The 24,089-nt window shown below is 69.2% G+C and carries 24 protein-coding genes and 2 tRNA genes; 18 read left to right on the top strand and 8 right to left on the bottom strand.

Going from position 1 to position 24,089, the window contains the following annotated elements; all coding sequences use genetic code 11:
- The first annotated feature begins 61 nt into the window (after positions 1–61).
- A complete protein-coding gene (locus LZ009_RS07520; protein WP_275697288.1) occupies positions 62–709 on the top strand; it encodes a hypothetical protein in 648 nt (215 codons plus the stop codon).
- Here LZ009_RS07520 and LZ009_RS07515 read toward each other — a convergent pair whose 3' ends face one another.
- The 4 genes from LZ009_RS07515 to earP form a co-directional block, all read right to left on the bottom strand.
- Positions 710–1,612, bottom strand: coding sequence for an AEC family transporter (locus tag LZ009_RS07515; protein WP_275697287.1), 903 nt, complete (start codon positions 1,610–1,612; stop codon positions 710–712).
- Entirely contained in the window at positions 1,588–2,373 is a 786-nt protein-coding gene (locus tag LZ009_RS07510) for a heme-dependent oxidative N-demethylase subunit alpha family protein (protein ID WP_275697286.1), read from the bottom strand. Before LZ009_RS07510 ends, LZ009_RS07515 begins: the two co-directional genes overlap by 25 nt.
- A 45-nt stretch (positions 2,374–2,418) precedes the next feature.
- Positions 2,419–2,973: an elongation factor P gene (efp, locus tag LZ009_RS07505; RefSeq protein ID WP_275697285.1), complete on the bottom strand. Its 555-nt coding sequence runs from the start codon at positions 2,971–2,973 to the stop codon at positions 2,419–2,421.
- A gap of 98 nt (positions 2,974–3,071) precedes the next feature.
- Complete coding sequence (gene earP / locus LZ009_RS07500; protein WP_275697284.1) at positions 3,072–4,139, bottom strand: elongation factor P maturation arginine rhamnosyltransferase EarP; 1,068 nt, start codon at positions 4,137–4,139, stop codon at positions 3,072–3,074.
- A 20-nt stretch (positions 4,140–4,159) separates the two neighbouring features.
- Between earP and uvrC the strand changes: the two genes are divergently transcribed.
- Genes uvrC through LZ009_RS07485 form a run of 3 tightly spaced genes read left to right on the top strand, consistent with a single transcriptional unit; the run spans position 4,160 to position 7,777 of the window.
- Positions 4,160–6,265: an excinuclease ABC subunit UvrC gene (uvrC, locus tag LZ009_RS07495; RefSeq protein WP_275697283.1), complete on the top strand. Its 2,106-nt coding sequence runs from the start codon at positions 4,160–4,162 to the stop codon at positions 6,263–6,265.
- 32 nt (positions 6,266–6,297) lie between these two features.
- Positions 6,298–6,867 carry a CDP-diacylglycerol--glycerol-3-phosphate 3-phosphatidyltransferase gene (pgsA, locus tag LZ009_RS07490; protein WP_275697282.1) on the top strand — a complete coding sequence of 190 codons (570 nt, stop codon included), beginning with the start codon at positions 6,298–6,300 and terminating at the stop codon, positions 6,865–6,867.
- A 46-nt stretch (positions 6,868–6,913) separates the two neighbouring features.
- The gene (locus tag LZ009_RS07485) at positions 6,914–7,777 is read left to right on the top strand and encodes a DMT family transporter (protein ID WP_275697904.1); all 864 of its coding nucleotides are present in this window, start codon (positions 6,914–6,916) and stop codon (positions 7,775–7,777) included.
- Here LZ009_RS07485 and LZ009_RS07480 read toward each other — a convergent pair.
- The gene (locus LZ009_RS07480; protein WP_275697281.1) at positions 7,731–8,705 is read right to left on the bottom strand and encodes a LysR substrate-binding domain-containing protein; all 975 of its coding nucleotides are present in this window, start codon (positions 8,703–8,705) and stop codon (positions 7,731–7,733) included. The two genes, LZ009_RS07485 and LZ009_RS07480, sit on opposite strands and share 47 nt — an antisense overlap.
- 95 nt (positions 8,706–8,800) lie before the next feature.
- On the opposite strand from LZ009_RS07480, the gene LZ009_RS07475 reads away from it, so the two are divergent.
- The 5 genes from LZ009_RS07475 (at position 8,801) to LZ009_RS07455 (ending at position 13,371) form a co-directional block, all read left to right on the top strand.
- A complete protein-coding gene (locus LZ009_RS07475; RefSeq protein WP_430300251.1) occupies positions 8,801–9,658 on the top strand; it encodes an alpha/beta fold hydrolase in 858 nt (285 codons plus the stop codon).
- Positions 9,655–10,740 carry a tartrate dehydrogenase gene (locus LZ009_RS07470; protein WP_275697279.1) on the top strand — a complete coding sequence of 362 codons (1,086 nt, stop codon included), beginning with the start codon at positions 9,655–9,657 and terminating at the stop codon, positions 10,738–10,740. The genes LZ009_RS07475 and LZ009_RS07470 overlap by 4 nt, the downstream gene beginning before the upstream one ends.
- A gap of 284 nt (positions 10,741–11,024) precedes the next feature.
- Positions 11,025–11,297, top strand: a complete 273-nt coding sequence (locus tag LZ009_RS07465; protein WP_275697278.1) for an HU family DNA-binding protein — start codon at positions 11,025–11,027, stop codon at positions 11,295–11,297.
- 19 nt (positions 11,298–11,316) lie between these two features.
- Positions 11,317–11,392, top strand: a tRNA-Val gene (locus tag LZ009_RS07460).
- Positions 11,393–11,451: 59 nt separating this feature from the next.
- Complete coding sequence (locus LZ009_RS07455; protein ID WP_275697277.1) at positions 11,452–13,371, top strand: peptidylprolyl isomerase; 1,920 nt, start codon at positions 11,452–11,454, stop codon at positions 13,369–13,371.
- An 18-nt stretch (positions 13,372–13,389) separates the two neighbouring features.
- Here LZ009_RS07455 and LZ009_RS07450 read toward each other — a convergent pair whose 3' ends face one another.
- On the bottom strand, positions 13,390–14,055 hold the full coding sequence (locus tag LZ009_RS07450) for a GntR family transcriptional regulator (RefSeq protein WP_275697276.1): 666 nt from the start codon (positions 14,053–14,055) through the stop codon (positions 13,390–13,392).
- 99 nt (positions 14,056–14,154) lie between these two features.
- On the opposite strand from LZ009_RS07450, the gene LZ009_RS07445 reads away from it, so the two are divergent.
- The 5 genes from LZ009_RS07445 to LZ009_RS07425 all read left to right on the top strand — a co-directional run bounded on the left by LZ009_RS07445 (position 14,155) and on the right by LZ009_RS07425 (position 19,404).
- Positions 14,155–15,549 (top strand): NAD(P)H-dependent oxidoreductase, encoded by a 1,395-nt coding sequence (locus LZ009_RS07445; protein ID WP_275697275.1) that lies wholly within the window; start codon positions 14,155–14,157, stop codon positions 15,547–15,549.
- A gap of 20 nt (positions 15,550–15,569) precedes the next feature.
- Positions 15,570–16,583: a tripartite tricarboxylate transporter substrate binding protein gene (locus tag LZ009_RS07440; RefSeq protein ID WP_275697274.1), complete on the top strand. Its 1,014-nt coding sequence runs from the start codon at positions 15,570–15,572 to the stop codon at positions 16,581–16,583.
- A 4-nt stretch (positions 16,584–16,587) separates the two neighbouring features.
- Positions 16,588–17,061 (top strand): tripartite tricarboxylate transporter TctB family protein, encoded by a 474-nt coding sequence (locus tag LZ009_RS07435; protein WP_275697273.1) that lies wholly within the window; start codon positions 16,588–16,590, stop codon positions 17,059–17,061.
- A 7-nt stretch (positions 17,062–17,068) separates the two neighbouring features.
- The gene (locus LZ009_RS07430; protein ID WP_430300249.1) at positions 17,069–18,568 is read left to right on the top strand and encodes a tripartite tricarboxylate transporter permease; all 1,500 of its coding nucleotides are present in this window, start codon (positions 17,069–17,071) and stop codon (positions 18,566–18,568) included.
- A gap of 95 nt (positions 18,569–18,663) precedes the next feature.
- Positions 18,664–19,404 (top strand): phytanoyl-CoA dioxygenase family protein, encoded by a 741-nt coding sequence (locus LZ009_RS07425; RefSeq protein ID WP_275697271.1) that lies wholly within the window; start codon positions 18,664–18,666, stop codon positions 19,402–19,404.
- Positions 19,405–19,452: 48 nt separating this feature from the next.
- Here the strand turns inward: LZ009_RS07425 and LZ009_RS07420 are convergent.
- Positions 19,453–19,528, bottom strand: a tRNA-His gene (locus tag LZ009_RS07420).
- A 59-nt stretch (positions 19,529–19,587) separates the two neighbouring features.
- Positions 19,588–20,574 carry an NADPH:quinone oxidoreductase family protein gene (locus LZ009_RS07415; RefSeq protein WP_275697270.1) on the bottom strand — a complete coding sequence of 329 codons (987 nt, stop codon included), beginning with the start codon at positions 20,572–20,574 and terminating at the stop codon, positions 19,588–19,590.
- Positions 20,575–20,669: 95 nt separating this feature from the next.
- Between LZ009_RS07415 and surE the strand changes: the two genes are divergently transcribed.
- Genes surE through rpoS form a run of 4 tightly spaced genes read left to right on the top strand, consistent with a single transcriptional unit; the run spans position 20,670 to position 24,080 of the window.
- A complete protein-coding gene (gene surE, locus LZ009_RS07410; RefSeq protein WP_275697269.1) occupies positions 20,670–21,434 on the top strand; it encodes a 5'/3'-nucleotidase SurE in 765 nt (254 codons plus the stop codon).
- Positions 21,434–22,192: a protein-L-isoaspartate(D-aspartate) O-methyltransferase gene (locus tag LZ009_RS07405; protein ID WP_275697268.1), complete on the top strand. Its 759-nt coding sequence runs from the start codon at positions 21,434–21,436 to the stop codon at positions 22,190–22,192. The genes surE and LZ009_RS07405 overlap by 1 nt, the downstream gene beginning before the upstream one ends.
- A gap of 11 nt (positions 22,193–22,203) precedes the next feature.
- Positions 22,204–23,064: a peptidoglycan DD-metalloendopeptidase family protein gene (locus LZ009_RS07400; RefSeq protein WP_275697903.1), complete on the top strand. Its 861-nt coding sequence runs from the start codon at positions 22,204–22,206 to the stop codon at positions 23,062–23,064.
- A 2-nt stretch (positions 23,065–23,066) separates the two neighbouring features.
- Positions 23,067–24,080, top strand: coding sequence for an RNA polymerase sigma factor RpoS (rpoS, locus tag LZ009_RS07395; protein WP_430300206.1), 1,014 nt, complete (start codon positions 23,067–23,069; stop codon positions 24,078–24,080).
- The last annotated feature ends 9 nt before the right edge of the window (positions 24,081–24,089 follow it).

Below are 24,089 nucleotides of genomic sequence, written 5' to 3'. Positions count from 1 at the left end.
TCGCGCTTTACACCTCGCGGGCGGCCGCTATCCTTGCGGCGGGACGAAGAGGGGACCAGACTTGGATCAGCCGCTGTATCACGTGCTGCTGCAGGGCCGCCGTGTGGGCCCGTACGACCGGCGCACCATCGTCGGGATGCGCATCAAGAAGACGCTGACCAGCGCCGACGTCGTGGTGGCGGGCAATGGCCAGCAGCTCACCGTGGCCGACCTGGTGAAGATGGGACGGCCCGACGGCGGCTTCGAGGCCAGCCGCAGCGGCAGCTATTCCGTGGTGCAGGCCGTGCATTCAGCCGCCCTGGTCGAGGCCAAGGGCGTCGCCATTCCCAAGTTCAAGGACGAGATCGAGGTGCGGCTGCAGACCAAGGCGCTGCGCCTGAGCGGCCGCTTCCGCACCGGCCTCGGCTGGAAGGAAGACCGGGTCAAGATCGCGCTGAGCGAGCTGGTGCATGCGCGGGCGCGCGGCAGCCTGGTGGAGCTGGCGTTGCGGCAGGACGGCGCGGGCAAGCTGCAGCGGCTGGTGCTGGAGCTGTTCACGCCGGAGTCGGCGGCGGACCTGGTGGGCGCCCTGCCGCCGCTGGCACCGTGGCCGGAAGGCAAGCCGGCCGCCGTTTCGCGCGGCGCGCACCCGATGATCTGGGGCGCCGTCGTCGGCACGGCGTTGGTTGTCGGTTCGCTGCTGGTCTGGGTGCTCATGCACCGGGTCTGATCAAAGCGCCAGCGCCAGCCCCAGGGGCACGAACACCACCGCGAGCGCATTCCCCAGCAGGATCATCGCCGCGACCTTTTCCGGCTCCTGCTCGTAGCGTTCGGCCAGCAGGTATTGCATCACTGCCGGCGGCAAGGCGCCGAACAGGATCAGCTGCGCCCGCGCCATGCCTTCGAGGCCCAGCGCCCACGCCAGCGGCACGGCGACCAGCAGGCCGATCACCGGCCGCGCAAACGCGCCGAGCAGGCCGCGCGGCACGTCGCTGCGCCGCAGCTGCGTGAGGCGCACGCCCAGCGCGAACAGCATCAGCGGCACCATCGCGTCGCCCAGCATCTTCATGCCGTTGAACAGCATGTCGGGCGGCCGCACGCCGCTGGCGGCGCTGGCGAAGCCGAGCGCGCTGGCGATCATCAAGGGGCTGAGCAGCAGGTCCCGCGTGCGCGCATGGGCGCTGGTGATGCGCGCGCCCAGCGAGAAATGGATCACGTTGGCGATCGAGAACAGGCCGACCGCCGCCGCCAGGCCTTGCGGCCCGAAAGCCAGCAGCGCCACCGGCAGGCCCATGTTGCCGCTGTTGTTGAACATCACCACCGGCACCAGCGTGCGCGGTGCGGTGTGCGTGAGCCGCGCGAGCCCCCAGGCCACCACGCCGGTGCCCAGGATCAGGAGCGCGCCGCCGCCCAGCAGCGGCAGGTGCTCGCGCAGGTGGAACTCCTTGCCGGCGAGCGCCGTGTAGACGATCAGGGGCGACAGCACGTCCAGCACAATGCGGTTGAAGCCGCCCATGTCGGGGCGGCGCCAGCGCGCGTAGAAGTAGCCGATGCCCACGATCAGGAACACCGGCACGATGACCTGCGCGATGCGCGCCAGCAGTTCCATCAGGCGCCCCGTGCCTGCAGCCACGCCAGCAGGCGCTCGCGCGCCGGCGTGAGGCCCTTGTACGCCAGCACGGCGTCGCTCATGGTAGCCAGCGCCGCGTGCAGGCGCTGCGCATGGGCCGGCGTGGCCACGGCTTCGGCCAGCGGTTGCAGCATGACGTGGATGGTGAACACGGCCTGGCCGCTGCCTTCGCCGATCGGAAAGAAGGTCTGGCGCTCGGCGCGCAGGAAGAGGCGCTGCGCGAAGGCATCGCCTTCGTCGTCCGGCCAGGGCGTGCGCGGATGCCGTTGCGGATGCTGGTCGTGGCGGCCGCTGGGCGAGATCGTCCAGACCGAGCGTTCCCATTCGCCGCCGTTGGTGACCGTCTGCGCCAGGTGCCGCGCCGCGCCCAGCAGCAGCTGGTTGTCCGCCACCGGCGCGTGCACCGCGGTGAACGGCAGCCCCAGTTTCTCCTCGGGCGCCCAGTGCGAGGGCGCGCAGACGCACAGCCAGGGCAGGGTGGTGCTGGCGCCATCGAGCACCGCGAAGTCCTGCTCGAAGGCGAGCTCGATCGGCTCACCGGCCGCGAGGCCTTCAGCACCGGCGCGGCGCAGGATCGCCGCGATGGCCGGCCCCGGATCGAAGCCGGGCACGCACAGGCGGCTGGCCCCCGCGTCCACGACTTGCTTCTTCTCGTGCCACAGCGCGCTGCCGGGAGCCAGCGGCGTCAGGTGCCGGCCCTGCGCCATCCGCTGCAGGCCCGGCTGCATGCGGAAGGGAAGGGCGATGGAAAGGAGGTCGAACACGCGTAAAAAAGGCTCCTTGCGGAGCCTTTCGTTCGCCTGGCGGGCTTAGACGCGCTTGCGGTATTCGCCGGTGCGGGTGTCGATTTCGACCTTGTCGCCCTGGGCGACGAAGATCGGCACGCCGATTTCGTAGCCGGTGGACAGCTTGGCGGGCTTCAGGACCTTGCCCGAGGTGTCGCCCTTGACGGCCGGCTCGGTCCAGGTGATTTCGCGCTCGACGCTGGTCGGCAGTTCGACGGAGATCGCCTTGCCTTCGTAGAACACCACTTCGGCGGGCATGCCGTCTTCCAGGTAGTTCAGGGCGTCGCCCATGTTCTCGGCTTCCACCTCGAACTGGTTGTATTCGGCGTCCATCCAGACGTACATCGGGTCGGCGAAGTAGGAGTACGTGCAGTCCTTCTTCTCCAGCACGATCTGGTCCATCTTGTCGTCGGCCTTGAACACGGTCTCGGTGCCCTGGTTGTTCAGCAGGCTCTTGAGCTTCATGCGGACGGTGGCCGAGTTGCGGCCGCCGCGCGAGTATTCGGTCTTCAGCACGACCCAGGGCTGGCCGTTCTGCATGATCACGTTGCCGGCGCGGATTTCTTGAGCGATTTTCATGACGGTGTCTTCGGTGAGAGTGGCCGCGGCGCGCGCAAGAATCGGGATTGCGGGTGGCGGCTGGTGGGGTTCCGGGCCAGGGCCCCGAACACAAAGCCCTAGATTCTACCGCGAGCGAGAACGAACTGCCGCAGCGTGGTTACCAGCTCCGGCAGAGCCAGTGCCCGGGCCTGCGCCGCCAGTGCCTCCGGGCCCCAGCCGGCCGGATCCGGCGCCGGCAGCGGGCCGGCCTCGAGCCCGTTCCAGACGCGGTGGAAGCGGGCCAGCGCCGGCGCCGGCCGCAACCAGGCCAGCCAGGCTTCCAGCTTGGCGTGGTGGGCCGCGTCGTCCTGCGGATAGATCTGCCACACGCATGGCACGCCGGCCAGCAGGCCGCGCACCACCGAGTCCTCGCCGCGCACGAAGTTGAGGTCGCAGGACCACAGCAGCAGGTCATATTCCCGTTGGCCGAGGAGGGGCAGCCAGTGCAGGCGCAGCGCGCCGGCCGCGTTCCAGCCGGCGTGCGTGGCGGCCAGGCCGGCCAGCGCGGCTTCGGTGGCTGCGCTGGCGCGGCCGGTGGTGACCAGCAGGTCGCACGGGCTCGTGCCGGCCGCCAGATGCCGCAGCAGGTCGGCCAGGTGCGGGGGCTCGTAGCAGAACAGGCTGACGACCTGGCTCGCGCCCGGCGTGACGCCCCACTGCCGCAGCCATTCGCTGCGGTCGAAGGCCGCGCGCCGCGCGCCGAGGTCCTGTTCGCGGATCAGGCCCCCGGTGCGCTCGCTGAAGCCGGGATAGAAAAAGAACTTCGTCAGTCCCGCGCCCGGCCCCTGGCTGACCGGCGAGGCCAGGCCATGGTTGCGTTCGACGAAGGCTTCGGCGGACAGGTATTCCAGGTTGATCCAGGCCGGCGGCCGCGTGGCCCGCGCCATGCGCTCGACGAAGGCATCCGGCGGGTCGCAGCCGAAAGCCTCGACCACCACGTCGCCCGGCACCAGGGGGGGCGGCTCCGCGGTCCAGTGCACCACTTCCACGCCAGGATGGCCGGGGGCCATCCACTGCAGCGGCGCCGGGTCGTCGATCCACAGGCGCGGCAGGTCGCCGCGCGCGGCCAGTTCCGCGGCCAGCCGCCAGCAGACGCCCGCGTCGCCGTGGTTGTCGATCACCTTGCAGAAAATGTCCCAGCGCATGGCGCTCCGATAATAGGCGGATGGTGTCGGACCACTCAGAAGAACTGCTGGCGCAAGTCAGCGCCCTGCCGGGGCTGCCCGGCGTGTACCGCTATTACGACGCGGACGGGGGCGTGCTGTACGTCGGCAAGGCGCGCAACCTGAAGAAGCGCGTCTCCAGCTACTTCACCAAGAACCACGGCGGCACGCGCATCGGCCACATGGTCGGCAAGATCGCGCGGCTGGACACGACGGTGGTGCGCTCGGAAGCCGAGGCGCTGCTGCTCGAGAACAACCTGATCAAGACCCTTGCGCCGCGCTACAACATCCTGTTCCGCGACGACAAGAGCTACCCCTTCCTCAAGATCACCGGCACCGCCGACCGCTCGGGCCCCAACGCCCGCGCCGACGCGCCGACTTCGCTGGTCTTTCCGCGGGTCGCCTACTACCGCGGCTCGGTGGACCGCAAGCACCGCTACTTCGGCCCTTATCCGAGCGCCTGGGCGGTCAAGGAATCGATCCAGCTGCTGCAGAAGGTGTTCCGCCTGCGCACCTGCGAGGACACGGTGTTCGCCAACCGCACGCGGCCCTGCTTGCTGTACCAGATCAAGCGCTGCACCGGCCCCTGCGTGAACCTCGTTTCGCCCGAGGACTACCAGCAGGATGTGCTGAACGCCGAGGCCTTCCTGCGCGGCGACACCCAGTCGGTGCTGAACGCGCTGGAAAGCCGCATGCTGGCGCATGCCGAGAAGCTGGAGTTCGAGCAGGCGGCCGAACTGCGCAACCAGATGGGCGCGCTGTCCAAGGTGCTGCACCAGCAGTCGGTGGAGACGGCTTCCGACAAGGACGTGGACATCCTCGCGGTGCAGGTGCAAGGGGGCAAGGCCTGCGTGAACCTGGCCATGGTGCGCGGCGGCCGCCACCTGGGCGACCGCGCCTACTTTCCCAGCCACGTCGAGGATGCGACGGCGGTGCAGGACTTCGACGACGCCGCCGACGCGGTGGCGGCGCAGCCGGTGGAAGTGCAGGTGCTGGAAGCCTTCATCGCGCAGCACTACCTGGGCGTGCCGGTGCCGGCGGCGCTGATCACCAGCCATCCGGTCGCGGGCGAACTGGTCGAGGCGCTGTCGCTGCAGGCGGGCGGCCGCATCGCCGCCGTGCACAACCCGCGCGGCCAGCGCCGCCTGTGGCTGGAGATGGCGGAGAAGAACGCCGCCATCCAGCTGGCGCGGCTGCTGGCCGAGGAAGGCTCGCAGCAGGCGCGTACCCGCGCGCTGGTGGACGCGCTGGATCTCGCGCCCGACCACCTGGACACCTTCCGCGTCGAGTGCTTCGACATCTCGCACACGGCGGGCGAAGCCACGCAGGCTTCGTGCGTGGTGTTCCACCACCATGCGATGCAGAACCGCGAGTACCGCCGCTACAACATCGAGGGCATCACGCCGGGCGACGACTATGCGGCCATGCGGCAGGTGCTGACGCGGCGCTACGCCAAGCTGGCGCAGGCCGGGCGCGACACGCCGGAAGCCACGCCGTCGGAGGAGGAGGAAGCCGCGGCCGTCGACGAGGTCCAGGCGGATGCGCAGGCCGAGCCGGCGCTGGAAGCCGTCGCCATCGTGGCCGAGGCCGCACCCGAGGCGCTGGTCTCGGCGGAGCCGCCCCGGAAGATCAAGATCGGTGGCGGCGGCAGCGCGCAGCGGTTGCCGGACCTGGTGCTGGTGGACGGTGGCCGCGGCCAGGTGAGCATGGCGCGCGAGGTGTTCGCGGAGCTGGGGCTGGACCTGTCCGTGATCGTGGGCGTGGAGAAGGGCGAGGGCCGCAAGGTGGGCCTGGAGGAACTGGTGTTCGCCGACGGCCGCGAGAAGATCTACCTGGGCCGCGAATCGGCGGCCCTGATGCTGGTGGCGCAGATCCGCGACGAGGCGCACCGCTTCGCCATCACGGGGATGCGCGCGCGCCGGGCGCGGGTGCGGGTGGGCGGCAGCCAGCTGGAGGAAATTCCCGGCGTCGGCGCCAAGAAGCGGGCCCGGCTGCTGCAGCGCTTCGGCGGCGTGCGGGGGGTGGCGGCGGCCAGCGTGGAGGACATTGCCACCGTCGAAGGCATCTCGCGCGAGCTGGCCGAAGAGATCTATCGCGCGCTGCACTGAGCGGGCCACGGCGTCATGCACAATCGGGGTCCATGTTCTTCACCGTCCCGACGCTCCTGACCTGGACGCGCATCGTTGCCATCCCGCTGCTGATCGGGGTGTTCTACCTGGGATGGGATCCCCACCTGCAGAATCTGATCGCCACGGTGATGTTCATCGTGTTCGCGGCGACCGACTGGCTGGACGGATTCCTGGCGCGCAAGCTGAACCAGACCTCGTCCTTCGGCGCCTTCCTCGACCCGGTGGCCGACAAGTTCCTGGTGTGCGCGTCGCTGCTGGTGCTGGTGGACCAGCAGCGGGCCGACGTCTTCGTCGCGCTGATCATCATCGGCCGCGAGATCGCCATCTCCGCGCTGCGCGAGTGGATGGCGCAGATCGGCGCCTCCAAGAGCGTGGCCGTGCACATGCTCGGCAAGGTGAAGACGACCGTGCAGATGATCGCCATCCCCTTCCTGCTGTACGACGGCCGCCTGTTCGGCGCCATCGACACCAACGTGTGGGGCCACTGGCTGATCTGGCTGTCGGCCATCCTGACGGTCTGGTCGATGATCTACTACCTGCAGAAGGCGCTGCCCGAGATCCGCCGGCGCGTGAAGAAATAGCGCCGTGAGCGTCACCGCCTCGCGCGAGGACCCGCTGCTGCGGGCCATGCCCGCCGTCTTCGTCCTGATCTGGGCCACCGGCTTCATCGTCGCGCGCTACGGCATGCCGCACGCGCCGCCGATGAAGTTCCTGGCGCTGCGCTACGTGCTGTCGGTCGCGTGCTTCCTGCTGTGGGCGCTGGCCGCGCGGGCGGCGTGGCCGCAGGGCGCGGCGCAGTTCGGCCACCTCGCCGTCACCGGCATCCTGATGCACGCGCTCTACCTGGGCGGCGTGTGGGGCGCGGTGAAGTTGGGCATGGGCGCGGGGCTGTCTTCGCTGCTGGTCGGCCTGCAGCCGGTGCTGACCGCCTTCTGGGTGGCGGCCTGGGGCGGCCGGGTCGCGCCGAAGCAGTGGGCCGGCCTTGCGCTCGGCCTGGCGGGGCTGCTGCTGGTGGTCTGGCAGAAGCTCGGGCTGGGCGAGGTGCATCCCCTCAACCTGTCCTTCGCGCTGGTGGCGCTGTGCGGCATCACCGCCGGCACGCTGTACCAGAAGCGCTTCGTCGCGCCCTGCGACGTGCGCACCGCCAACCTGGTGCAGCTGGCGTCGGCCTTCGTCGTCACGCTGCCGCTGGCGCTGCTGGAGACCGAGGGCATGCGCTGGTTCCATGGCGACGGCAGCCTCAATGGCCAGCTCGCCGGCGCGATGGCGTGGTCGGTGCTGGGCCTCACGCTGGGCGGCAGCTCGCTGCTGTACCTGTTGATCCAGCGCGGGGCGGCGACCACCGTGACCAGCCTCATGTACTTGGTGCCGCCGACGACGGCGGTGATGGCCTGGTTGCTGTTCGGCGAGCCGATCACCCCGGCGATCGTGGCGGGGGTGGCCCTTACCGCCGTGGGCGTGAGCCTGGTCGTGCGCCAGCCTCGCTCCTGACCTTCCACGGTTCGGCCCGGAACCGCTCCGCCAGGAAATCCACCAGCAGCTTGATGCGCTTGGGCGTGGCCGTCGTATGCGGCGCCAGCCAGTGGATGTCCGCATCCACCATCGCGTAACCCGGCAGCACTCGCACCAGCTCGCCGGCGGCCAGCGCGCCCGCGATGTCCCACAGGCTGCGCAACATGATGCCGTGGCCGGCCAGGCACCAGTCGCGCACCAGCTCGCCGGAGTTGCTGGAAAGCCGCCCTCCGACGCGCACCCGCACTTCCGAGCGGTCGCGTTCGCGCTGCAGGCGCCAGACGTCGAACTGCTCGTTCTCGCGCACCACCAGGCAGTCGTGCGCGGCCAGTTCCTCGACGCTCGCGGGCGTGCTGCGGCGGCGCAGGTAGTCGGGCGCTGCGGCCAGCACGCGCTGGTTCCGCGCCAGCCGCCGGCCGGTCCATTCGCTGGCGCGCTGGCCGCGCACGGCCCACAGCCACACGGCGCCGTCGAAACCCTCCACCGCCAGGTCGGGCAGCTGTTCCACCAGCTGCAGCTGCACCTCGAGCTGCGGATGCCGGGCCTGGAAGTCCGCCAGGGCAGGGCCCAGCCAGAGGCGGCCGAAGCCGAAGGTGGCCGCCAGGCGGATGCGCCCGACCGGCTCCTTCTGCCGCTCCTGCAGCTCCGCTTCCATCGCGCTGAAGCCCGCCAGCAGGCCGACCGCGCGCTCGCACAGCGCGTCGCCTTCGGGCGTGGGAACGACCTTGCGCGTCGTCCGCTGGAACAGCTTGAGCCCCAGGCGCGCCTCCAGCGCCGCGAGGCGCTTCGTGATGACCGAAGGCACGACGTCGGCGGCCGACGCCGCGCCGGCCAGGCTGCCGTGCTCGCGGATGGCCAGCAGCAGCACGAGGTCGGCGCGGTCGAGGTTGGGGCTGGATTGCTGCATGGATGGAAAGAATCGCTTGCCGGATTATTGCTTGTTGGTGCGCCCCCCGCTGGCGCAGAATCAGCCCCATGCTGCAAGGCTTCGAACTGGTCCCCATGACGCGCGACGGCGTCGCACTGCAGGTGCGCCGCGCGGGGCAGGGCGCACCGCTGCTGCTGCTGCACGGCCATCCGCAGAGCCAGGGCATGTGGCACCGCGTGGCGCCGCAATTGGCCGAGCGCTTCAGCGTCGTGCTGATGGACCTGCGCGGCTACGGCGACTCCGGCCGCCCCGCCGCCGCCGAACAGTCCGCGAACTATGCCAAGCGCGAGATGGCGCGCGATGCGCTGCACGTCATGCGCACGCTGGGCCACGAGCGCTTCCAGGTGCTGGCGCACGACCGCGGCGCGCGCGTCGCGCATCGCCTCGCGCTGGACCATCCGCAAGCGGTGGAACGCCTGCTGCTGCTGGACATCGCGCCCACGCTGGCCATGTACCGCAACACCGGCGAGGCCTTCGCCCGCGCCTACTGGCACTGGTTCTTCCTGATCCAGCCGCCGCCGCTGCCCGAGGCGCTGATCGCCTCCGACCCGGTGCGCTACGTGCGCAGCGTGATGGGGGCGCGCCATGCCGGCCTCGCGGCCTTCGCGCCCGAAGCGCTGGCCGAGTACGAGCGCTGCGCCGCCATCGCCGGCACCGCTGAATCCATATGCGCCGACTACCGCGCCAGCGCCGGCATCGACCTGCAGCACGACCAGGCCGACCAGGACGCCGGCAACAGGCTCACCCAGCCGCTCCACGTGCTGTGGGGCGAGCATGGCGCCGTGGGCCGCAACTTCGACGTGCCCGCGCTCTGGCGCGCGGCCGCCACCGATTTCACCGGCCGCAGCCTGCCTTGCGGCCACTACATCGCCGAGGAAGCGCCCGCGCTTCTCCTGGACGAGGCCTTTTCATTTCTAAGGAGCATCCCGTGAGCAAGAAGCGCATCGCAGCCATCGCCGGTGACGGCATCGGCAAGGAAGTCATGCCCGAAGGCATGCGCGTCGTCGACGCCGCCGCCCGCAAGTTCGGCATCGACCTGCATTTCGACGTGTTCGACTTCTCCAGCTGGGACTACTGCGAGAAGCACGGCAAGTACCTGCCCGACGACTGGAAAGACCAGGTCGGCGGCCACGACGCCATCTTCTTCGGCGCGGTGGGCTGGCCCGAGAAGATCGCCGACCACACGTCCCTCTGGCAGTCGCTGCTGCTGTTCCGCCGCGAGTTCGACCAGTACGTCAACCTGCGCCCGGCGCGCCTGATGCCCGGCATCATCGCCCCGGTGGTGCGCAAGGACGGCAGCCCGCGCCAGCCCGGCGAGATCGACATGTACATCGTGCGCGAGAACACCGAGGGCGAGTACAGCTCCATCGGCGGCCGCATGTACCCCGGCACCGAGCGCGAGATCGTGATGCAGGAGACGGTGATGTCCCGCCACGGGGTCGACCGCGTGCTGAAGTTCGCCTTCGAGCTGGCCCAGGCCCGCCCGAAGAAGCACCTGACCAGCGCCACCAAGTCCAACGGCATCGCGATCACCATGCCGTACTGGGACGAGCGCGTCGCCGAGATGGCGAAGAAGTACCCGCAGGTCAAGCAGGACAAGTTCCACATCGACATCCTCACCGCCCACTTCGTGCAGCGGCCGGACTTCTTCGACGTGGTGGTGGCGTCCAACCTGTTCGGCGACATCCTGTCCGACCTGGGCCCGGCCTGCACCGGCACCATCGGCATCGCGCCCAGCGCCAACCTGAACCCGGACCGCAAGTTCCCCTCGCTGTTCGAGCCGGTGCACGGCTCGGCGCCGGACATCTACGGCAAGAACATCGCCAACCCGATCGGCCAGATCTGGTGCGGCGCGATGATGCTGGAGTTCCTGGGCCACAAGGACGCGCACGACGCCATCCTGGCCGCGATCGAGAAGGTGCTGGACCCGAAGTCGGGCGCGCCGCGCACCGGCGACATCGGCGGCAAGGCCAGCACCACCGACGTGGGCAAGGCGATCGCCGAAGCGCTGTAACGCTTTGCGCCACCGCGGTGCGTGCGCGTCATTGCGCACCGCCGCATGAAAAACGTGCTGCCCTCCACGTGGACGCCCCTAGAATGCGCTCCGCGTGTTGTATTGCCGCAGGCCGTATTGACACGGTTTGCGGCCGTGGCTTTAATCGACGCCAGTGGCCGCAACAGGCTGACTACACCGTCTCCCCTTCCCCGTCATCCGCCGCTTGCGGCCATGCGCGGGAACGGGAGACAAATTTTTGAAGAGACGAACCGTCCAAAACCATTTCCTCACGAGGGGCCCCAATGAACAAGACCGAACTGATCGAGCACATCGCCAAACACGCCGACATTTCCAAGGCCGCCGCCACCCGCGCGCTGGAGTCGATGATCGGCGCTGTGAAGACCACGCTGAAGAAAGGCGGCTCGGTTTCGCTCGTCGGATTCGGCACTTTCGCGGTGGGCAAGCGGGCCGCGCGCAGCGGCCGGAATCCCCGGACCGGCGCTACGATTAAAATCAAGGCTGCCAAGGTACCCAAGTTCCGTCCCGGCAAGGCGCTCAAGGATGCGCTGAACTGATGGCCGGTTTTTCCCGGTGGGGTGCTTAGCTCAGCTGGTAGAGCGGCGCCCTTACAAGGCGTAGGTCGGCGGTTCGATCCCGTCAGCACCCACCAAACGAGAAGGCGAACCGAGGCGGTTCGCCTTTTTGATTTTTACAAGAGCCTGAAGCGACATGTTCGATTTCGTCCGCAAGCACAACAAGATCATGCAGTGGCTGCTGTTCCTGCTGATCTTCCCCTCGTTCGTGCTGTTTGGCCTGGAGGGCTACAACCGCTACAAGGAAAAAGGGGAGGCCGTCGCCAAGGTCGACGGCCGCGAGATCACCCAGCAGGACTGGGACAACATGCACAAGCAGGAAGTCGACCGCATGCGGCAGCAGATGCCCACGCTCGACGCCAAGCTGCTCGACTCGCCCGAGGCCAAGTACGGCACGCTGGAGCGCATGGTGCGCGAGCGCGTGCTGCAGGCGGCGGTGGAGCACGGCCACATGACCGTGTCCGACCAGCGCCTGGCGCGCGAGCTGCAGCGCAACGAGCTGGTCACCATGCTGCGCAAGCCCGATGGCACGCTGGACATGGAGCGCTACACGCAGCTGCTCGCCGCGCAGGGCATGACGCCGCAGATGTACGAGAACTCGGTGCGCGGTGAACTGGCCACGCGCCAGGTCCTGGGCGGCATCAACGACACCGGCACGCCGGTGGCGGCACCGGCCGCCGTGGCCCTCAACAGCTTCTTCGAGAAGCGCGAGGCGCAGGTCGCGCGTTTCGCGACGGCCGACTACCAGGCCAAGGTGGAGCCGAGCGACACCGAGCTCGAGGCCTTCTACAAGGCCAACGGCAAGCTGTTCCAGGCCGCGGAGCAGGCCAACGTCGAGTGGGTGATGCTGGACCTGGCCTCGGTGAGCAAGGGCATCGCGCTGAACGAAGCGGACCTCAAGACCTATTACGAACAGAACGCGCTGCGGCTGGGTGGCCAGGAAGAGCGCCGCGCGAGCCACATCCTGATCTCGGTGCCCAAGGGCGCGCCGCAGGCGGACAAGGACAAGGCCAAGGCGAAAGCCGAGGAGCTGCTGGCGCAGGTGAAGAAGAACCCGGAGAGTTTCGCCGACGTGGCGAAGAAGAATTCGCAGGACCCGGGGTCGGCCCCGCAAGGCGGCGACCTCGACTTCTTCGCGCGCGGCGCGATGACCAAGCCGTTCGAGGACGCGGCCTTCGCGCTGAAGGCCAAGGGCGACATCAGCCCGGTGGTGGAGTCGGACTTCGGCTTCCACATCATCAAGCTCACCGACCTGAAAGGCGGCCAGCCCAAGCCCTTCGAGGAACTGCGCCCGCAGATCGAGGCGGAGCTGAAGAAGGCGCAGGCGCAGAAGAAGTACGCCGAGGCGGCCGAAGCCTTCAGCAACGGCGTCTACGAACAGTCCGACAGCCTGAAGCCCGTGGCCGACAAGCTGAAGCTGGAGATCCACCCGCAGGCCGGCGTCACGCGCACGCCCGCGCCCGGCGCGACCGGCCCGCTCGCCAATCCGAAGTTCCTGGCCGCGCTGTTCGGGCCGGAGGCGGTGGAGCGCAAGCGCAATACCGAGGCGCTGGAGATCGGTCCCAACCAGATGGTGTCGGGCCGCATCACCAAGTACACGCCGGCCACGACCCGGCCCTTCGCGGAAGTGAAGGCGCAGGTGCGCGAGCAGGTGGTGGCGCAGCGCGCCGCCGAACTGGCCCGCAAGGAAGGCCAGGCCAAGCTGGAAGCGTGGAAGAAGGCGCCCGACACCGCCACGCTGCCGCCGGCCGTGACCGTCACGCGCCAGGACGCCGGCAAGCTGCCGCGTGCCGTGATCGAAGCCGCGCTGCGCGCCGATCCGGCCGCGCTGCCGGCATGGATCGGCGTGGACCTCGGCAACGACGGCTATGCCGTGGTGAAGGTGGCGAAGGTGCTGCCGCGCGACACGCCGCCGGCGGAGCAGGCCAAGCAGGAGCAGGCGCAATACCTGCGCTCGTGGACCGGCGCCGAGACGCTGGCGTACTACGAGAGCCTGAAGGCCCGCTACAAGACGACGATCAACGTGGCGAAGCCGAAGGCGGCGCTGGCGGAGTAACGCGTCAGTCGCGCGCGTTCACGCGCGCGACTCCAATACCCGCCGCGACGCCACCCAGCCGCGGCGGTGGTGCTGGCGCAAGGTCTCGCGCAGCATCGCGCCGGCGCGCTCGCGCAGCGCGTCGAGAATCCCCTCGTGTTCGTGCACCGCGCGGCCCCAGCGCTCGTTCTGCTGGTTGCCGGCATAGCGGTAGCGCCGGATGCGCGCGCACTCGCTGGCATAGATGCGTGACAGCACCGGGTTGCGCGCCGCGTCCACGATCTTCTGGTGGATGGCCTGGTTCAGGTTGAAGTAGGCCATGAGGTCGCCCTCGCGGTAGGCCCGCGCCATGCGCGCGTGCAGCGACTCCACTTCCGCGACTTCCGCATCGGTGATGCGCTCGCAGGCCGGTTCGGCGGCCAGCGTCTCCAGGCCGATCAGCACTTCGATCGCCGCTTCCACTTCGTCCACCGACAGGGCCGTCACCACGGCGCCGCGGTTCGGCTCGATCTTCACCAGGCCTTCGGCCTCGAGGATCTTGAAGGCTTCGCGCAGGGGCGTGCGCGACATGCCGTCCAGGTGGTCGGCCACGAAGCGCTCCGTGATGCGCTGGCCGGGCGCGAGCTCGCCCGACACGATCAGTTCGCGCAATTTCCGGGCCGCGACGACGGTGCGGGTGCCGCGGTCTTCCAGCAGGGCATTCATGGACGGTATTTTGAACTGAATGCAATCAACGGCCTAGACCACGCGAATCGGGGAAATCACGTACCAGATCAGCCAATATTGCATGCAATACTGCCGGCCATGAATCATCTGACGCACTACGCCAGCGCCACGCGGCCGGTCGAGACCTGCGTGGTCGGCAGCGGCGGTTTCGGCCGCAGCTTCCTGGCGCAGGCCCTGCGCATCCCCCTGATCAACGCCCGCGTCGCCGTCGACCGCGAGGCTTCCATCGCCGCCGCGGCGCTGCGTTCCATCGGTCTGGCGGAAGACCGCATCGCCGTTTGCGAAACGCGTGAACAGGCAAGCGCGGCCTGGGAGCGTGGCCAGCACATCGCCGCGGCCGACGTCGCCGTGGTGCTCGGACTGCCGCTGGACCTGCTGGTCGAGGCGACGGGCCATCCGGAAGCGGGCGCGCGCCATGCGCGGCTGGCCATCGAGGCCGGCCTGCACGTGGCCATGGCCTCGAAGGAAGTCGACAGCGTGGTCGGCCCCGAGCTGGCGCGCCTGGCGCAAGCGAAGCAGCGCGTGGTGACGCCGGTCGATGGCGACCAGCCCGCCTTGCTGATCGGCCTGGTCACCTGGGCCCGCACGCTCGGCCTGGAGGTGGTGGCGGCGGGCAAGTCGAGCGAATACGACTTCGTCTACGACGCTGCCAAGGGCACGATCTCGAGCAACGGCCGCACCATCCCGGTGGCCGGTTTCGACTCCTTGTGGTCGCTCGGCGAGCGCGACATTGCCGGTCTGGCCAAGGCCCGCGCCGAAGCCTGCGCCGAGTTGCCGCAGCGCGCCGTGCCCGACCTGTGCGAGCTGCTGGTGGTGGCCAACTCCACCGGCATGCAGCCGGACGCCAAGGCCTTGCATGCCCCCATCCTGCGCATCGCCGAAGTGCCGACGGCCTTCGTCCCGAAGGGCGCCGGCGGCCTGCTGGCCAACGCCGGCACCCTCGACGTCTTCCATTGCCTGCGCGCGCCCGACGAAGTGAGCCTGGCCGGGGGCGTGTTCGTCGTCGTGCGCTGCGACGACGCCGAGACCTGGCAGCTGCTGGCGGGCAAGGGCCACATCATGAGCCGCGACGGCAAGCACGCGATGCTGCCGATCCCGCGCCACCTGCTGGGGCTGGAGGCGGCTACCAGCGTGCTCGATGCGGCGGTGCTGGGCCGCTCCAGTGGCGCGCAGCAGCCGCAGCCGGTGCTGGACCTGGTGGCGCGCGCGACGCGGCCGCTCAAGGCCGGCGCGCTGCTGGAAATGGGCGGCCACCACCACACCATGGACGGCACCACCGCCGAATTGATTCCCGCCGCGGCGCTGGGCGCCGGCGTGCCCGTGCCTTTCTACCTGGCCGCCAACAAGCGGCTGGTGCGCGACGTGGCCGCGGGCCAGCCGGTCTGCTTCGACGACATCGCGATCGATGCTGGCTCCGAACTGCTGGCGCTGCGCCGCCGCCAGGACGCGATGCTGTCCGCCGCCAAGAACTGACATTCCACAGGAGACAAACCATGAACCGCATGTCCACTTCGTTCGCCCTGGCTGCCGTGGCCCTGGCCGCCGCCGCCTCCGCTCCTTTCGCGGCGGCCGCTGCCGACTGGAAGCCGACGCGCCCGGTCGAATTCATCGTCACCGCCGGCCCCGGCGGCGGCACCGACCAGTTCGCGCGCGTGGTGCAGTCGATCATCCAGAAGTACAAGCTGATGCCGGTGGCCGTGGTCGTGAGCAACAAGAGCGGCGGCGCCGGCACCGAAGGCTTGATCTATGCGAAGGCGGCCAAGGGCGACCCGAACAAGCTGGTGTTCTCCACCAACCTGGCCTACCTGATGCCCATGATCACCAAGGTGGGCTACAGCATCGACGACCTGACGCCGGTGGCGATCATGGCCGCCGACGAATTCATCCTCTGGTCCTATGCCGACGGCCCGTACAAGACGGCGAAGGACCTGGTCGCCGCGGCCAAGGCCAAGAACGGCGGCTTCAAGATGGGCGGCGCGCAATCCAAGGACACCGACCACATCCTCACGCGCCAGATCGAGAAGGCCACCGGCACCACCATGACCTACGTGCCCTTCAAGTCGGGCGGCGAGGTCGCGGTGCAGCTGGCCGGCGGCCACGTCGAGGCCAACACCAACAACCCCTCGGAGAACGTGTCGCACTGGCGCGCCGGCAAGGTGCGTCCGCTGTGCGTCTTCAGCAAGAACCGCCTGCCGCTGAAGGACAAGGTCACCGCCGACATGGGCTGGAACGACATCCCCACCTGCAAGGAGCAGGGCATCGCCATCGATGAATTCCGCATGCCGCGCACGGTGTGGGCCGCGGGCGACCTGACGCCGGAACAGTCGGCCTACTACGGCAAGCTGATGGCGCAGGTGCGCGAGAAGCCGGAGTTCAAGGAGTGGCTGCAGAAGGGCCTGCAGACCGACATGTTCGTGACCGGCACCGAGCTGGCGCGCTACATCGCCAACGACAAGGCCAACCACAAGGTGCAGTTCAGCCAGGACGGCTGGCTGCTGAAGGACTGATTCCATGGCCGCCACGCGCCGCACGCTGGAGATCGCGACCGCCGCCACGCTGGGGCTGTTTGCCGCCGCCGTCATCGCCGGCAGCCTGCAGCTGAACACCGGCTGGGCCGCCACCGGCCCGCAGTCCGGCTACGTTCCGCTGCGCCTGGGCGTGCTGCTGCTGGTGGTCAGCGCGCTGCTGCTGCTGCAGGCGGTGCGCGGCCCGGCGGGCGAGCCCTTCGCCACGCGCGAGCAACTGGCGCGCAGCCTGTCGCTGCTGCTGCCCACCATCGTGATGGCGATCGCCATGGCCTTCCTGGGCGTCTACCTCACCGGCGCCGTCTACCTCGCGTACATGGCGCGCACGCATGGCCGCTTCAGCTGGCTGCGCGCGATCGCGCTGGGCGTGGTGGCCAGCCTGCTGTTCTTCCTGACTTTCGAGATCTGGTTCGGCGTGCCCCTCGCCAAGGGACCGATCGAGACCTGGCTCGGTTTCTGATTCCATGCTGCACCAACTGCAACTGCTGGCTGGCGGCTTCGACACCGCCTTCAGCCTGTACCACGTCTCGCTGATGATCGCGGGCGTGCTGCTCGGCATCCTGGTCGGCGTGCTGCCCGGCCTGGGCGCGCCCAATGGCGTGACCCTCTTGCTGCCGCTGACGTTCACCATGACGCCGGTGGCCGCGATCATCCTGCTGTCCTCGATGTACTGGGGCGCGCTGTTCGGCGGCTCGACGACCTCGATCCTGTTCAACATCCCGGGTGAGCCTTCGTCGGTCGCGACGACCTTTGACGGCCATCCGATGGCGAAGAAGGGCGATGCGGCCCGTGCGCTGGCCGTGGCCTTCCTCTCGGCGGGCTTCGGCGCGCTGGCCGGCGTGATCGTGGTGACGCTGGTGGCCAATGCCATCGCCGACTTCGCGCTCAAGTTCAGTCCCGCCGAATACTTCGCGGTCTACCTGCTCACGTTCTGCAGCTATGCCGGCATGAGCGGCGGCCGGCCGCTGAAGACGATCGCGGCGCTGCTGCTCGGATTGATCCTCGCAGGCGTGGGCACCGACACGGTGTCGGGCGAGATGCGCCTGACCGGCGGCACCGACATCCTGGTGGGCGGCGTGTCCTTCCTCGCGGCGGTGGTCGGCCTGTTCGGCATCGGCGAGCTGCTGGTGACGGTGGAAGAGGGCCTGTCCTTCCAGGGCCTGCATGCGCGCATGAGCTGGCGCACGGTGTGGAACGCGGCCAAGGAGATGCCGGGGCACGCCTGGGCGCTGGTGCGCTCCACCATCATCGGCTGCTGGATGGGCATCACGCCCGGCGGGCCGACCGCGGCCTCGTTCATGTCCTACGGCATCGCCAAGCGCTTCTCCAGGCGGCGCGACAACTTCGGCCACGGCGAGCCGGAAGGCGTGGTCGCGCCCGAGGCCGCCGACCACTCGGCCGGCGTCTCGGCGCTGCTGCCCATGCTCGCGCTTGGCGTGCCGGGTTCCGCCACCGCGGCGGTGATGATGGGCGGCCTGATGATCTGGGGCCTGCAGCCGGGTCCCATGCTGTTCACCGAGCAGGCCGATTTCGTCTGGGGCCTGATCGCCTCGATGTACATGGCCAACGTGGTGGCCATCGTGCTGGTGCTTGCCACCATTCCGCTGTTCGCGGCGATCCTGCGCGCGCCCTTCGCCATCATCGGCCCGCTGATCGTCGTGGTCTGCCTGATCGGCGCCTACACCATCGGCGGCCGCATGTTCGACGTCTACCTGGCGCTGGTCTTCGGCGTGGTGGGCTACGTGTTCAAGAAGCTCGATTACCCGATCGCGCCGCTGATCCTGGCCATGGTGCTGGGCGACAAGACCGAGGACGCGTTCCGCCAGTCGATGCTGCTCTCCGACGGCTCGCTGGGCATCTTCTACGGCAACGGGCTGGTCGGCACGCTGGTGACCGTGGCGCTACTGCTGCTGGCATGGAGCTTCGTCGGGCCGCTGTTGAAGAAGAGGACTGTTGCAACAGCTTGAGATTGGGTACAGCGTGCGCGGGGACCAGCCGGTAAGATCGGTAGCTCTTGCCAAGCAGGGAGTCCGCGTTGAATGGGAACGAGCACAAAGGGCGGTTGTCCGACGCCCAGGTCGCGACCTTTCGCCAGGACGGAATCGTGGTCCTGGAGAGCGGCCTGGCCGACGAAGTGCTCGATGGCATCACCGCGGACCTGGAACGCCTGCCGCAGCAGCTGCTGGCCGACTACCGCGAGGGCCGCGTGCAGGACGCCTGGCGCGCGGCGCCCAACGTGCAGGCGGCCGCCACCTTCGATCCCATCCTCGAAGTGCTGGCCCAGCTTTACGGCGCGACCCCGCGGCCTTTCCAGACGCTCAACTTCCCGCGGGGCACGCAGCAACGGGCGCATTCCGACTCCATCCACTTCAACAGCGAACCGTTCGGCATGATGTGCGGCGTGTGGCTGGCGCTCGAGGACATCGGTCCCGACCAGGGGCCGCTGGTGTACTACCCCGGCAGCCAGGACCTGCCGGAGATGAACTTCGAGGACATGGGGCTGCCGCCGGACTACGCGCACTACCGCGCGTACGAGGACTACATCGAAGCCACGATCGCGAGGCACGGCTTCGCCCCGCGCTACGGCCTGCTGAAGAAGGGCCAGATGATCGTGTGGTCGGCCAACGTGCTGCACGGCGGCGCCGCCCAGCGCGACATGTCGCTCAGCCGCCTGTCGCAGGTGACGCACTATTTCTTCGAGGGCTGCAGGTACTGGCGGCCGGGCCTGAGCAAGGACGGGCGGGCGTATTTCGAGCCGCAGTGGATCCCGGCCGCCGTGGCCGCGGACAGCTGCATCGCCTGACGCGCAAAACGAAAACGGCCCGCTGGGGGCCGTTTCACGAAGATTCACTGGGGTGGCTGATGGGACTCGAACCCACGACAACAGGAATCACAATCCTGGACTCTACCAACTGAGCTACAGCCACCGTGAGCCGGCGATTATAGCGCGAGCCGGGGCATGGTCGCCGCGCGCGCCGCGGCAGGGTCAGTTCACCATCACCAGCTTGCCCTTGACGCCGCGCGAACCCATGTGCGCATAAGCCTCCTTGAGCTGGGCCATGGGCATGGTGCGGTCGATCACGGGCTTGACCTTGCCCTGCGCGTACCACTGCGCCAGCTCGCCCATCATGGCCGCATTGGCCTTGGGCTCGCGGCGCGCGAAGTCGCCCCAGAACACGCCGACGATGGAGGCGCCCTTCAGCAGCGCCAGGTTCAGCGGCAGGCTGGGGATGGGGCCGGCGGCGAAGCCCACGACCAGGTAGCGACCGCGCCAGGCGATGGAACGGAAGGCGGGTTCGGCGAAATCGCCGCCCACCGGGTCGTAGATCACATCCGGGCCCTTGCCGCCGGTGGCTTCCTTGATCGCCTCGCGCAGGGCGGGGCCGGGCGCATGCTGGCTGTAGTCGATGGTGGCGTCGGCGCCGATCTCCTTGCACAGCGCGCATTTCTCGGCGGAAGAGGCCGCCGCGATCACCTTCGCGCCCACGGCCTTGGCGATCTGGATCGCCGCGGTGCCGACGCCGCCGGCCGCGCCCAGCACCAGCACGGTCTCGCCGGCCTTCAGCTGCGCGCGGTCCACCAGGGCGTGGTGCGAAGTGGCATAGATCATGATGAAGGCGGCCGCATCCACGAACGGAAAGCCCGGCGGCAGCGGCATGCACAAGGCAGCCGGCGCGATCGTGTGGGTGCCGAAGCCGCCCGTGCCCGAGAGGCAGGCCACCGGCTGGCCCACCTTCAGCTGCGTCACGCCTTCGCCGACGGCGGCCACCACGCCCGCGTACTCGGAACCCGGCACGAAGGGCAGGGCCGGCTTCATCTGGTACTTGTTCTGCACGATCAGCAGGTCGGGGAAGTTCAGGCTGGCCGCCTTGATCTCCACCAGCACCTCGCCGGCCTTGGGCTGCGGCGTGGGCAGTTCCTTCCATTGCAGCGCTTCGACGCCGACGGGGTTTTCGCAAAGCCAGGCATGCATGGGAACGCTCCGAATCGTGATGCGCCGAATGATAGGCAAACGGCGCGATGCTGCCTTGTCCCGGCCGTGACCGCGAACCCTACAATCCTCGCAAGATGAAGATCCTGCTCTCCAACGACGACGGCTACCAGGCGCCCGGCATCGTGGCGCTGTACGAGGCGATCCGCGACCTCGGCGAGGTGGAGGTGGTCGCCCCCGAGCACAACAACAGCGCGAAGTCGAATGCGCTGACGCTCAACGCGCCGCTCTATGTCACCGAAGCGGCCAACGGCTTTCGCTACGTGAACGGCACGCCGGCGGACTGCGTGCACATCGCGCTGACCGGCCTGCTCGGTTACAAGCCCGACCTGGTGGTGAGCGGCATCAACAACGGCGCCAACATGGGCGACGACACGATCTATTCCGGCACCGTCGGCGCCGCCATGGAAGGCTACCTGTTCGGCGTGCCCGCCATCGCCTTCTCGCAGGTGGAAAAGGGCTGGGGCCACCTGGACGCAGCGGCGCGCAAGGCGCGGGAGCTGGTGCAGTACCTCGCCGAACACCATCGCACCGACGGCGCGCACTGGCTGCTGAACGTCAACATCCCCAACCTGCCGTTCGAGGCGCTGAAGCCCTTCAAGGTCTGCCGCCTCGGGCGCCGGCATGCGGCGGAGAAGGTGATCTCGCAGACCAGCCCGCGCGGCGACACCATGTACTGGATCGGCGGCGCCGGCAAGGCCAAGGACGATGCCGAGGGCACCGACTTCCACGCTTCGCTGCAAGGCCACCCGACGATCACGCCGCTGAAGGTGGACCTGACCGACCACGAGGCGCTGCGGTACTGGGGCCAGTCGGCCGCGCAGCTGGCCAAGGGCAGTTGATGACGCGCCGCCCCTCCTTTCCCGCCCGGCTCGATGGCGGGCCGGCCCGGCCCGCGGCGCCGCGCGCGGCCGCGCCTGCCGTCGCCGCATCGCCCACGGGTGTCGGGCTCGCCTCGCAGGCCGTGCGCGCGCGCATGGTGCAGAAGCTGGCGGCCCAGGGCGTGAGCGACCCGCGCGTGCTGGCCGCCATGGGCACGGTGGAGCGGCACCGCTTCGTGGACACGGCGCTGGCGAACCAGGCTTACGAAGACACCAGCCTGCCGATCGGGCTGGGCCAGACCATCTCGAAACCGAACGTGGTGGCGCGCATGATCGAGCTGCTGCTGGCCGGACGCACCGACGCGCAGGGCAAGCTCGGTCGCGTGCTCGAAGTGGGCACGGGTTGCGGTTACCAGGCCGCGGTGCTGAGCTGCGTGGCCACCGAGGTGTACAGCGTGGAGCGCCTGCGCGGCCTGCATGACAAGGCGCGCGAGAACCTGCGCCACCTTCGCCTGCCGAACGTGCACCTGCTGTTCGGCGATGGCATGGTGGGTTACGCCAAGGGCGCACCCTATGCGGGCATCATTGCCGCGGCCGGCGGCGAGGCGCTGCCTGCGGCGTGGACCGATCAGCTTGCCGAAGGCGGCCGCATCGTGGCGCCCGTCGTGAGCCCCGGCGGACAGCAGGCGCTGGTGGTGGTGGAGAAGGCCGCCGGTCAACTGAAACACTCCGTGCTGGAGTCGGTCCACTTTGTCCCCCTAAAATCGGGCGTTGCATGAGGAACAAGACGATGTTGCTGGCCCAAGGGCGCGGATGGAAATGGGCGGGCGCCGCGATGGCGTGCGCCTTGCTGGCGGCGTGCGCGTCGCCGCGGCACACGCCCGCGCCGGTGGAAGACCGCACTGCGCGGCATGGCGCCCCGGTGGAACCGGGCCGTGTCGCGACGGCTCCGGCCCCGGCCGTGAACGACAACGCGGGCAAGGCCGGCTACTACACGGTGAAGCCCGGCGACACGCTGATCCGCATCGCGCTGGAGTCCGGCCAGAACTGGAAGGACATCGCGCGCTGGAACGGCCTGGAGAATCCGAACGTGATCGAGGTCGGCCAGGTGCTGCGCGTGGTGCCGCCGGGCGCGGTGGAAACGGCCGCGCCGCGGACGATGCCGCCGGCATCCGCCGCATCGGCCCCGGTTGCGGCCGCCAGCGCAGCCACTGCAGCCAGCGCGCCGCGGCCCTCGTCGTCGGCGGCCAGCACCACTGCGCCGGTGCCGGCCGAGGAAGAAGTCGCCTGGGCCTGGCCCACGGCCGCGGGCACCAGCGTGCTGGCGGGCTTCGACGAGCAGAAGAACAAGGGCCTGGACCTCGGTGGCAAGGCGGGCGACCCCGTGCTGGCGGCGGCCGACGGCCGCGTGGTCTATGCCGGCGCGGGCTTGCGCGGCTACGGCAACCTGATCATCCTCAAACATAACAACACCTACCTCACCGCATACGCGCACAATCAGTCGCTGCTGGTGAAGGAAGACCAGTCGGTCCGCAAGGGCCAGAAGATCGCCGAGATGGGCTCCAGCGATGCCGATCGCGTCAAGCTGCATTTCGAAATCCGTCGGCAGGGCAAGCCCGTCGACCCGAGCAGGTACCTGCCAGCGAGGTAGCCATGAAACGCCGCAACGGCCACGATCCTGCGACGCCCGAGGGCGCCCGGCAGGATGCGGACAGGCCCGTTGCGGATGAGTCGGAGCCGGCGGCGGAGCCGGCCAGCGTCGAACTGCCGCCGCTGCGCGACATGGCGAAGGAATTCGCCGGCGAGTCCAGCGACACGCTCACCCTGTACCTGCGCGACGTGCGCCGCACGACGCTCTTCACCGCCGAAGAGGAATTCGAGACGGCGACCCGCGCGCGGGCCGGCGACTTCGCCGCCCGCCAGTCGATGATCGAGCACAACCTGCGGCTGGTGGTGAGCATCGCCAAGGGCTACCTCGGGCGCGGCGTGCCGCTGTCGGACCTGATCGAGGAAGGCAACCTCGGCCTGATGCACGCCATCGACAAGTTCGAACCCGAACGCGGCTTCCGCTTCTCCACCTACGCCACCTGGTGGATCCGCCAGGCGGTGGAGCGCGCGGTGATGAACCAGGGCCGCGTGATCCGCCTGCCGGTGCACGTGGTGCGCGAACTGCAGCAGGTGCTGCGCGCGCGCCGCACGCTGGAGAACGATCCGGCCTTCGCCATGGGCCGCAATGGCGTCGAGGGCGACGGCGTGCGGGTCGAAGACGTGGCGGCCTTGCTGGGGCGCGACGTGCAGGAGGTGGCGCAGCTGCTGGCGATGGCGGAAACGCCCAAGTCGCTGGACGCGGTGGTGGAGCGTTCGGACGACGAGCACACGCTGGGCGACTTCATGGCCGACGAACTGGCGCTGGACCCGACCGGCGTGACGCAGAACCACGAGGTCGAGCGGCTGCTCGCCAGCTGGATCGACGCCCTCTCGTACCGCGAGAAGGAGGTGCTGGAAGGCCGCTTCGGCCTGCACGACCGCGAACCGGAAACGCTGGAAGTCCTGAGCGACCGCCTCGGGCTCACGCGCGAGCGGGTGCGGCAGATCCAGAACGAGGCGCTCATGAAGCTGAAGCGCCACATGGTGCGCAGCGGGATCGACAAGGAAGCCTTGCTGTAGGTGCTGTAC

It is taken from the genome of Ramlibacter paludis (genome assembly GCF_022012305.1).
Taxonomy (GTDB): domain Bacteria; phylum Pseudomonadota; class Gammaproteobacteria; order Burkholderiales; family Burkholderiaceae_C; genus Ramlibacter; species Ramlibacter paludis.
The sequence above is the reverse complement of the archived record's forward strand: the minus strand, read 5'-3'. Positions and strand labels throughout refer to the sequence as shown.

Excerpts from the sequence above, each read along its gene's own strand:
- earP (WP_275697284.1), bottom strand. The coding sequence starts at position 4,139 with ATGCGCTGGGACATTTTCTGCAAGGTGATCGACAACCACGGCGACGCG.
- LZ009_RS07440 (WP_275697274.1), top strand. The coding sequence starts at position 15,570 with ATGAACCGCATGTCCACTTCGTTCGCCCTGGCTGCCGTGGCCCTGGCC.
- uvrC (WP_275697283.1), top strand. The coding sequence starts at position 4,160 with ATGGTGTCGGACCACTCAGAAGAACTGCTGGCGCAAGTCAGCGCCCTG.
- LZ009_RS07435 (WP_275697273.1), top strand. The coding sequence starts at position 16,588 with ATGGCCGCCACGCGCCGCACGCTGGAGATCGCGACCGCCGCCACGCTG.
- LZ009_RS07450 (WP_275697276.1), bottom strand. The coding sequence starts at position 14,055 with ATGAATGCCCTGCTGGAAGACCGCGGCACCCGCACCGTCGTCGCGGCC.
- LZ009_RS07400 (WP_275697903.1), top strand. The coding sequence starts at position 22,204 with ATGTTGCTGGCCCAAGGGCGCGGATGGAAATGGGCGGGCGCCGCGATG.
- rpoS (WP_430300206.1), top strand. The coding sequence starts at position 23,067 with ATGAAACGCCGCAACGGCCACGATCCTGCGACGCCCGAGGGCGCCCGG.
- LZ009_RS07415 (WP_275697270.1), bottom strand. The coding sequence starts at position 20,574 with ATGCATGCCTGGCTTTGCGAAAACCCCGTCGGCGTCGAAGCGCTGCAA.
- surE (WP_275697269.1), top strand. The coding sequence starts at position 20,670 with ATGAAGATCCTGCTCTCCAACGACGACGGCTACCAGGCGCCCGGCATC.
- LZ009_RS07455 (WP_275697277.1), top strand. The coding sequence starts at position 11,452 with ATGTTCGATTTCGTCCGCAAGCACAACAAGATCATGCAGTGGCTGCTG.
- pgsA (WP_275697282.1), top strand. The coding sequence starts at position 6,298 with ATGTTCTTCACCGTCCCGACGCTCCTGACCTGGACGCGCATCGTTGCC.
- LZ009_RS07465 (WP_275697278.1), top strand. The coding sequence starts at position 11,025 with ATGAACAAGACCGAACTGATCGAGCACATCGCCAAACACGCCGACATT.
- LZ009_RS07405 (WP_275697268.1), top strand. The coding sequence starts at position 21,434 with ATGACGCGCCGCCCCTCCTTTCCCGCCCGGCTCGATGGCGGGCCGGCC.
- LZ009_RS07480 (WP_275697281.1), bottom strand. The coding sequence starts at position 8,705 with ATGCAGCAATCCAGCCCCAACCTCGACCGCGCCGACCTCGTGCTGCTG.
- LZ009_RS07475 (WP_430300251.1), top strand. The coding sequence starts at position 8,801 with ATGACGCGCGACGGCGTCGCACTGCAGGTGCGCCGCGCGGGGCAGGGC.
- LZ009_RS07485 (WP_275697904.1), top strand. The coding sequence starts at position 6,914 with ATGCCCGCCGTCTTCGTCCTGATCTGGGCCACCGGCTTCATCGTCGCG.
- efp (WP_275697285.1), bottom strand. The coding sequence starts at position 2,973 with ATGAAAATCGCTCAAGAAATCCGCGCCGGCAACGTGATCATGCAGAAC.
- LZ009_RS07445 (WP_275697275.1), top strand. The coding sequence starts at position 14,155 with ATGAATCATCTGACGCACTACGCCAGCGCCACGCGGCCGGTCGAGACC.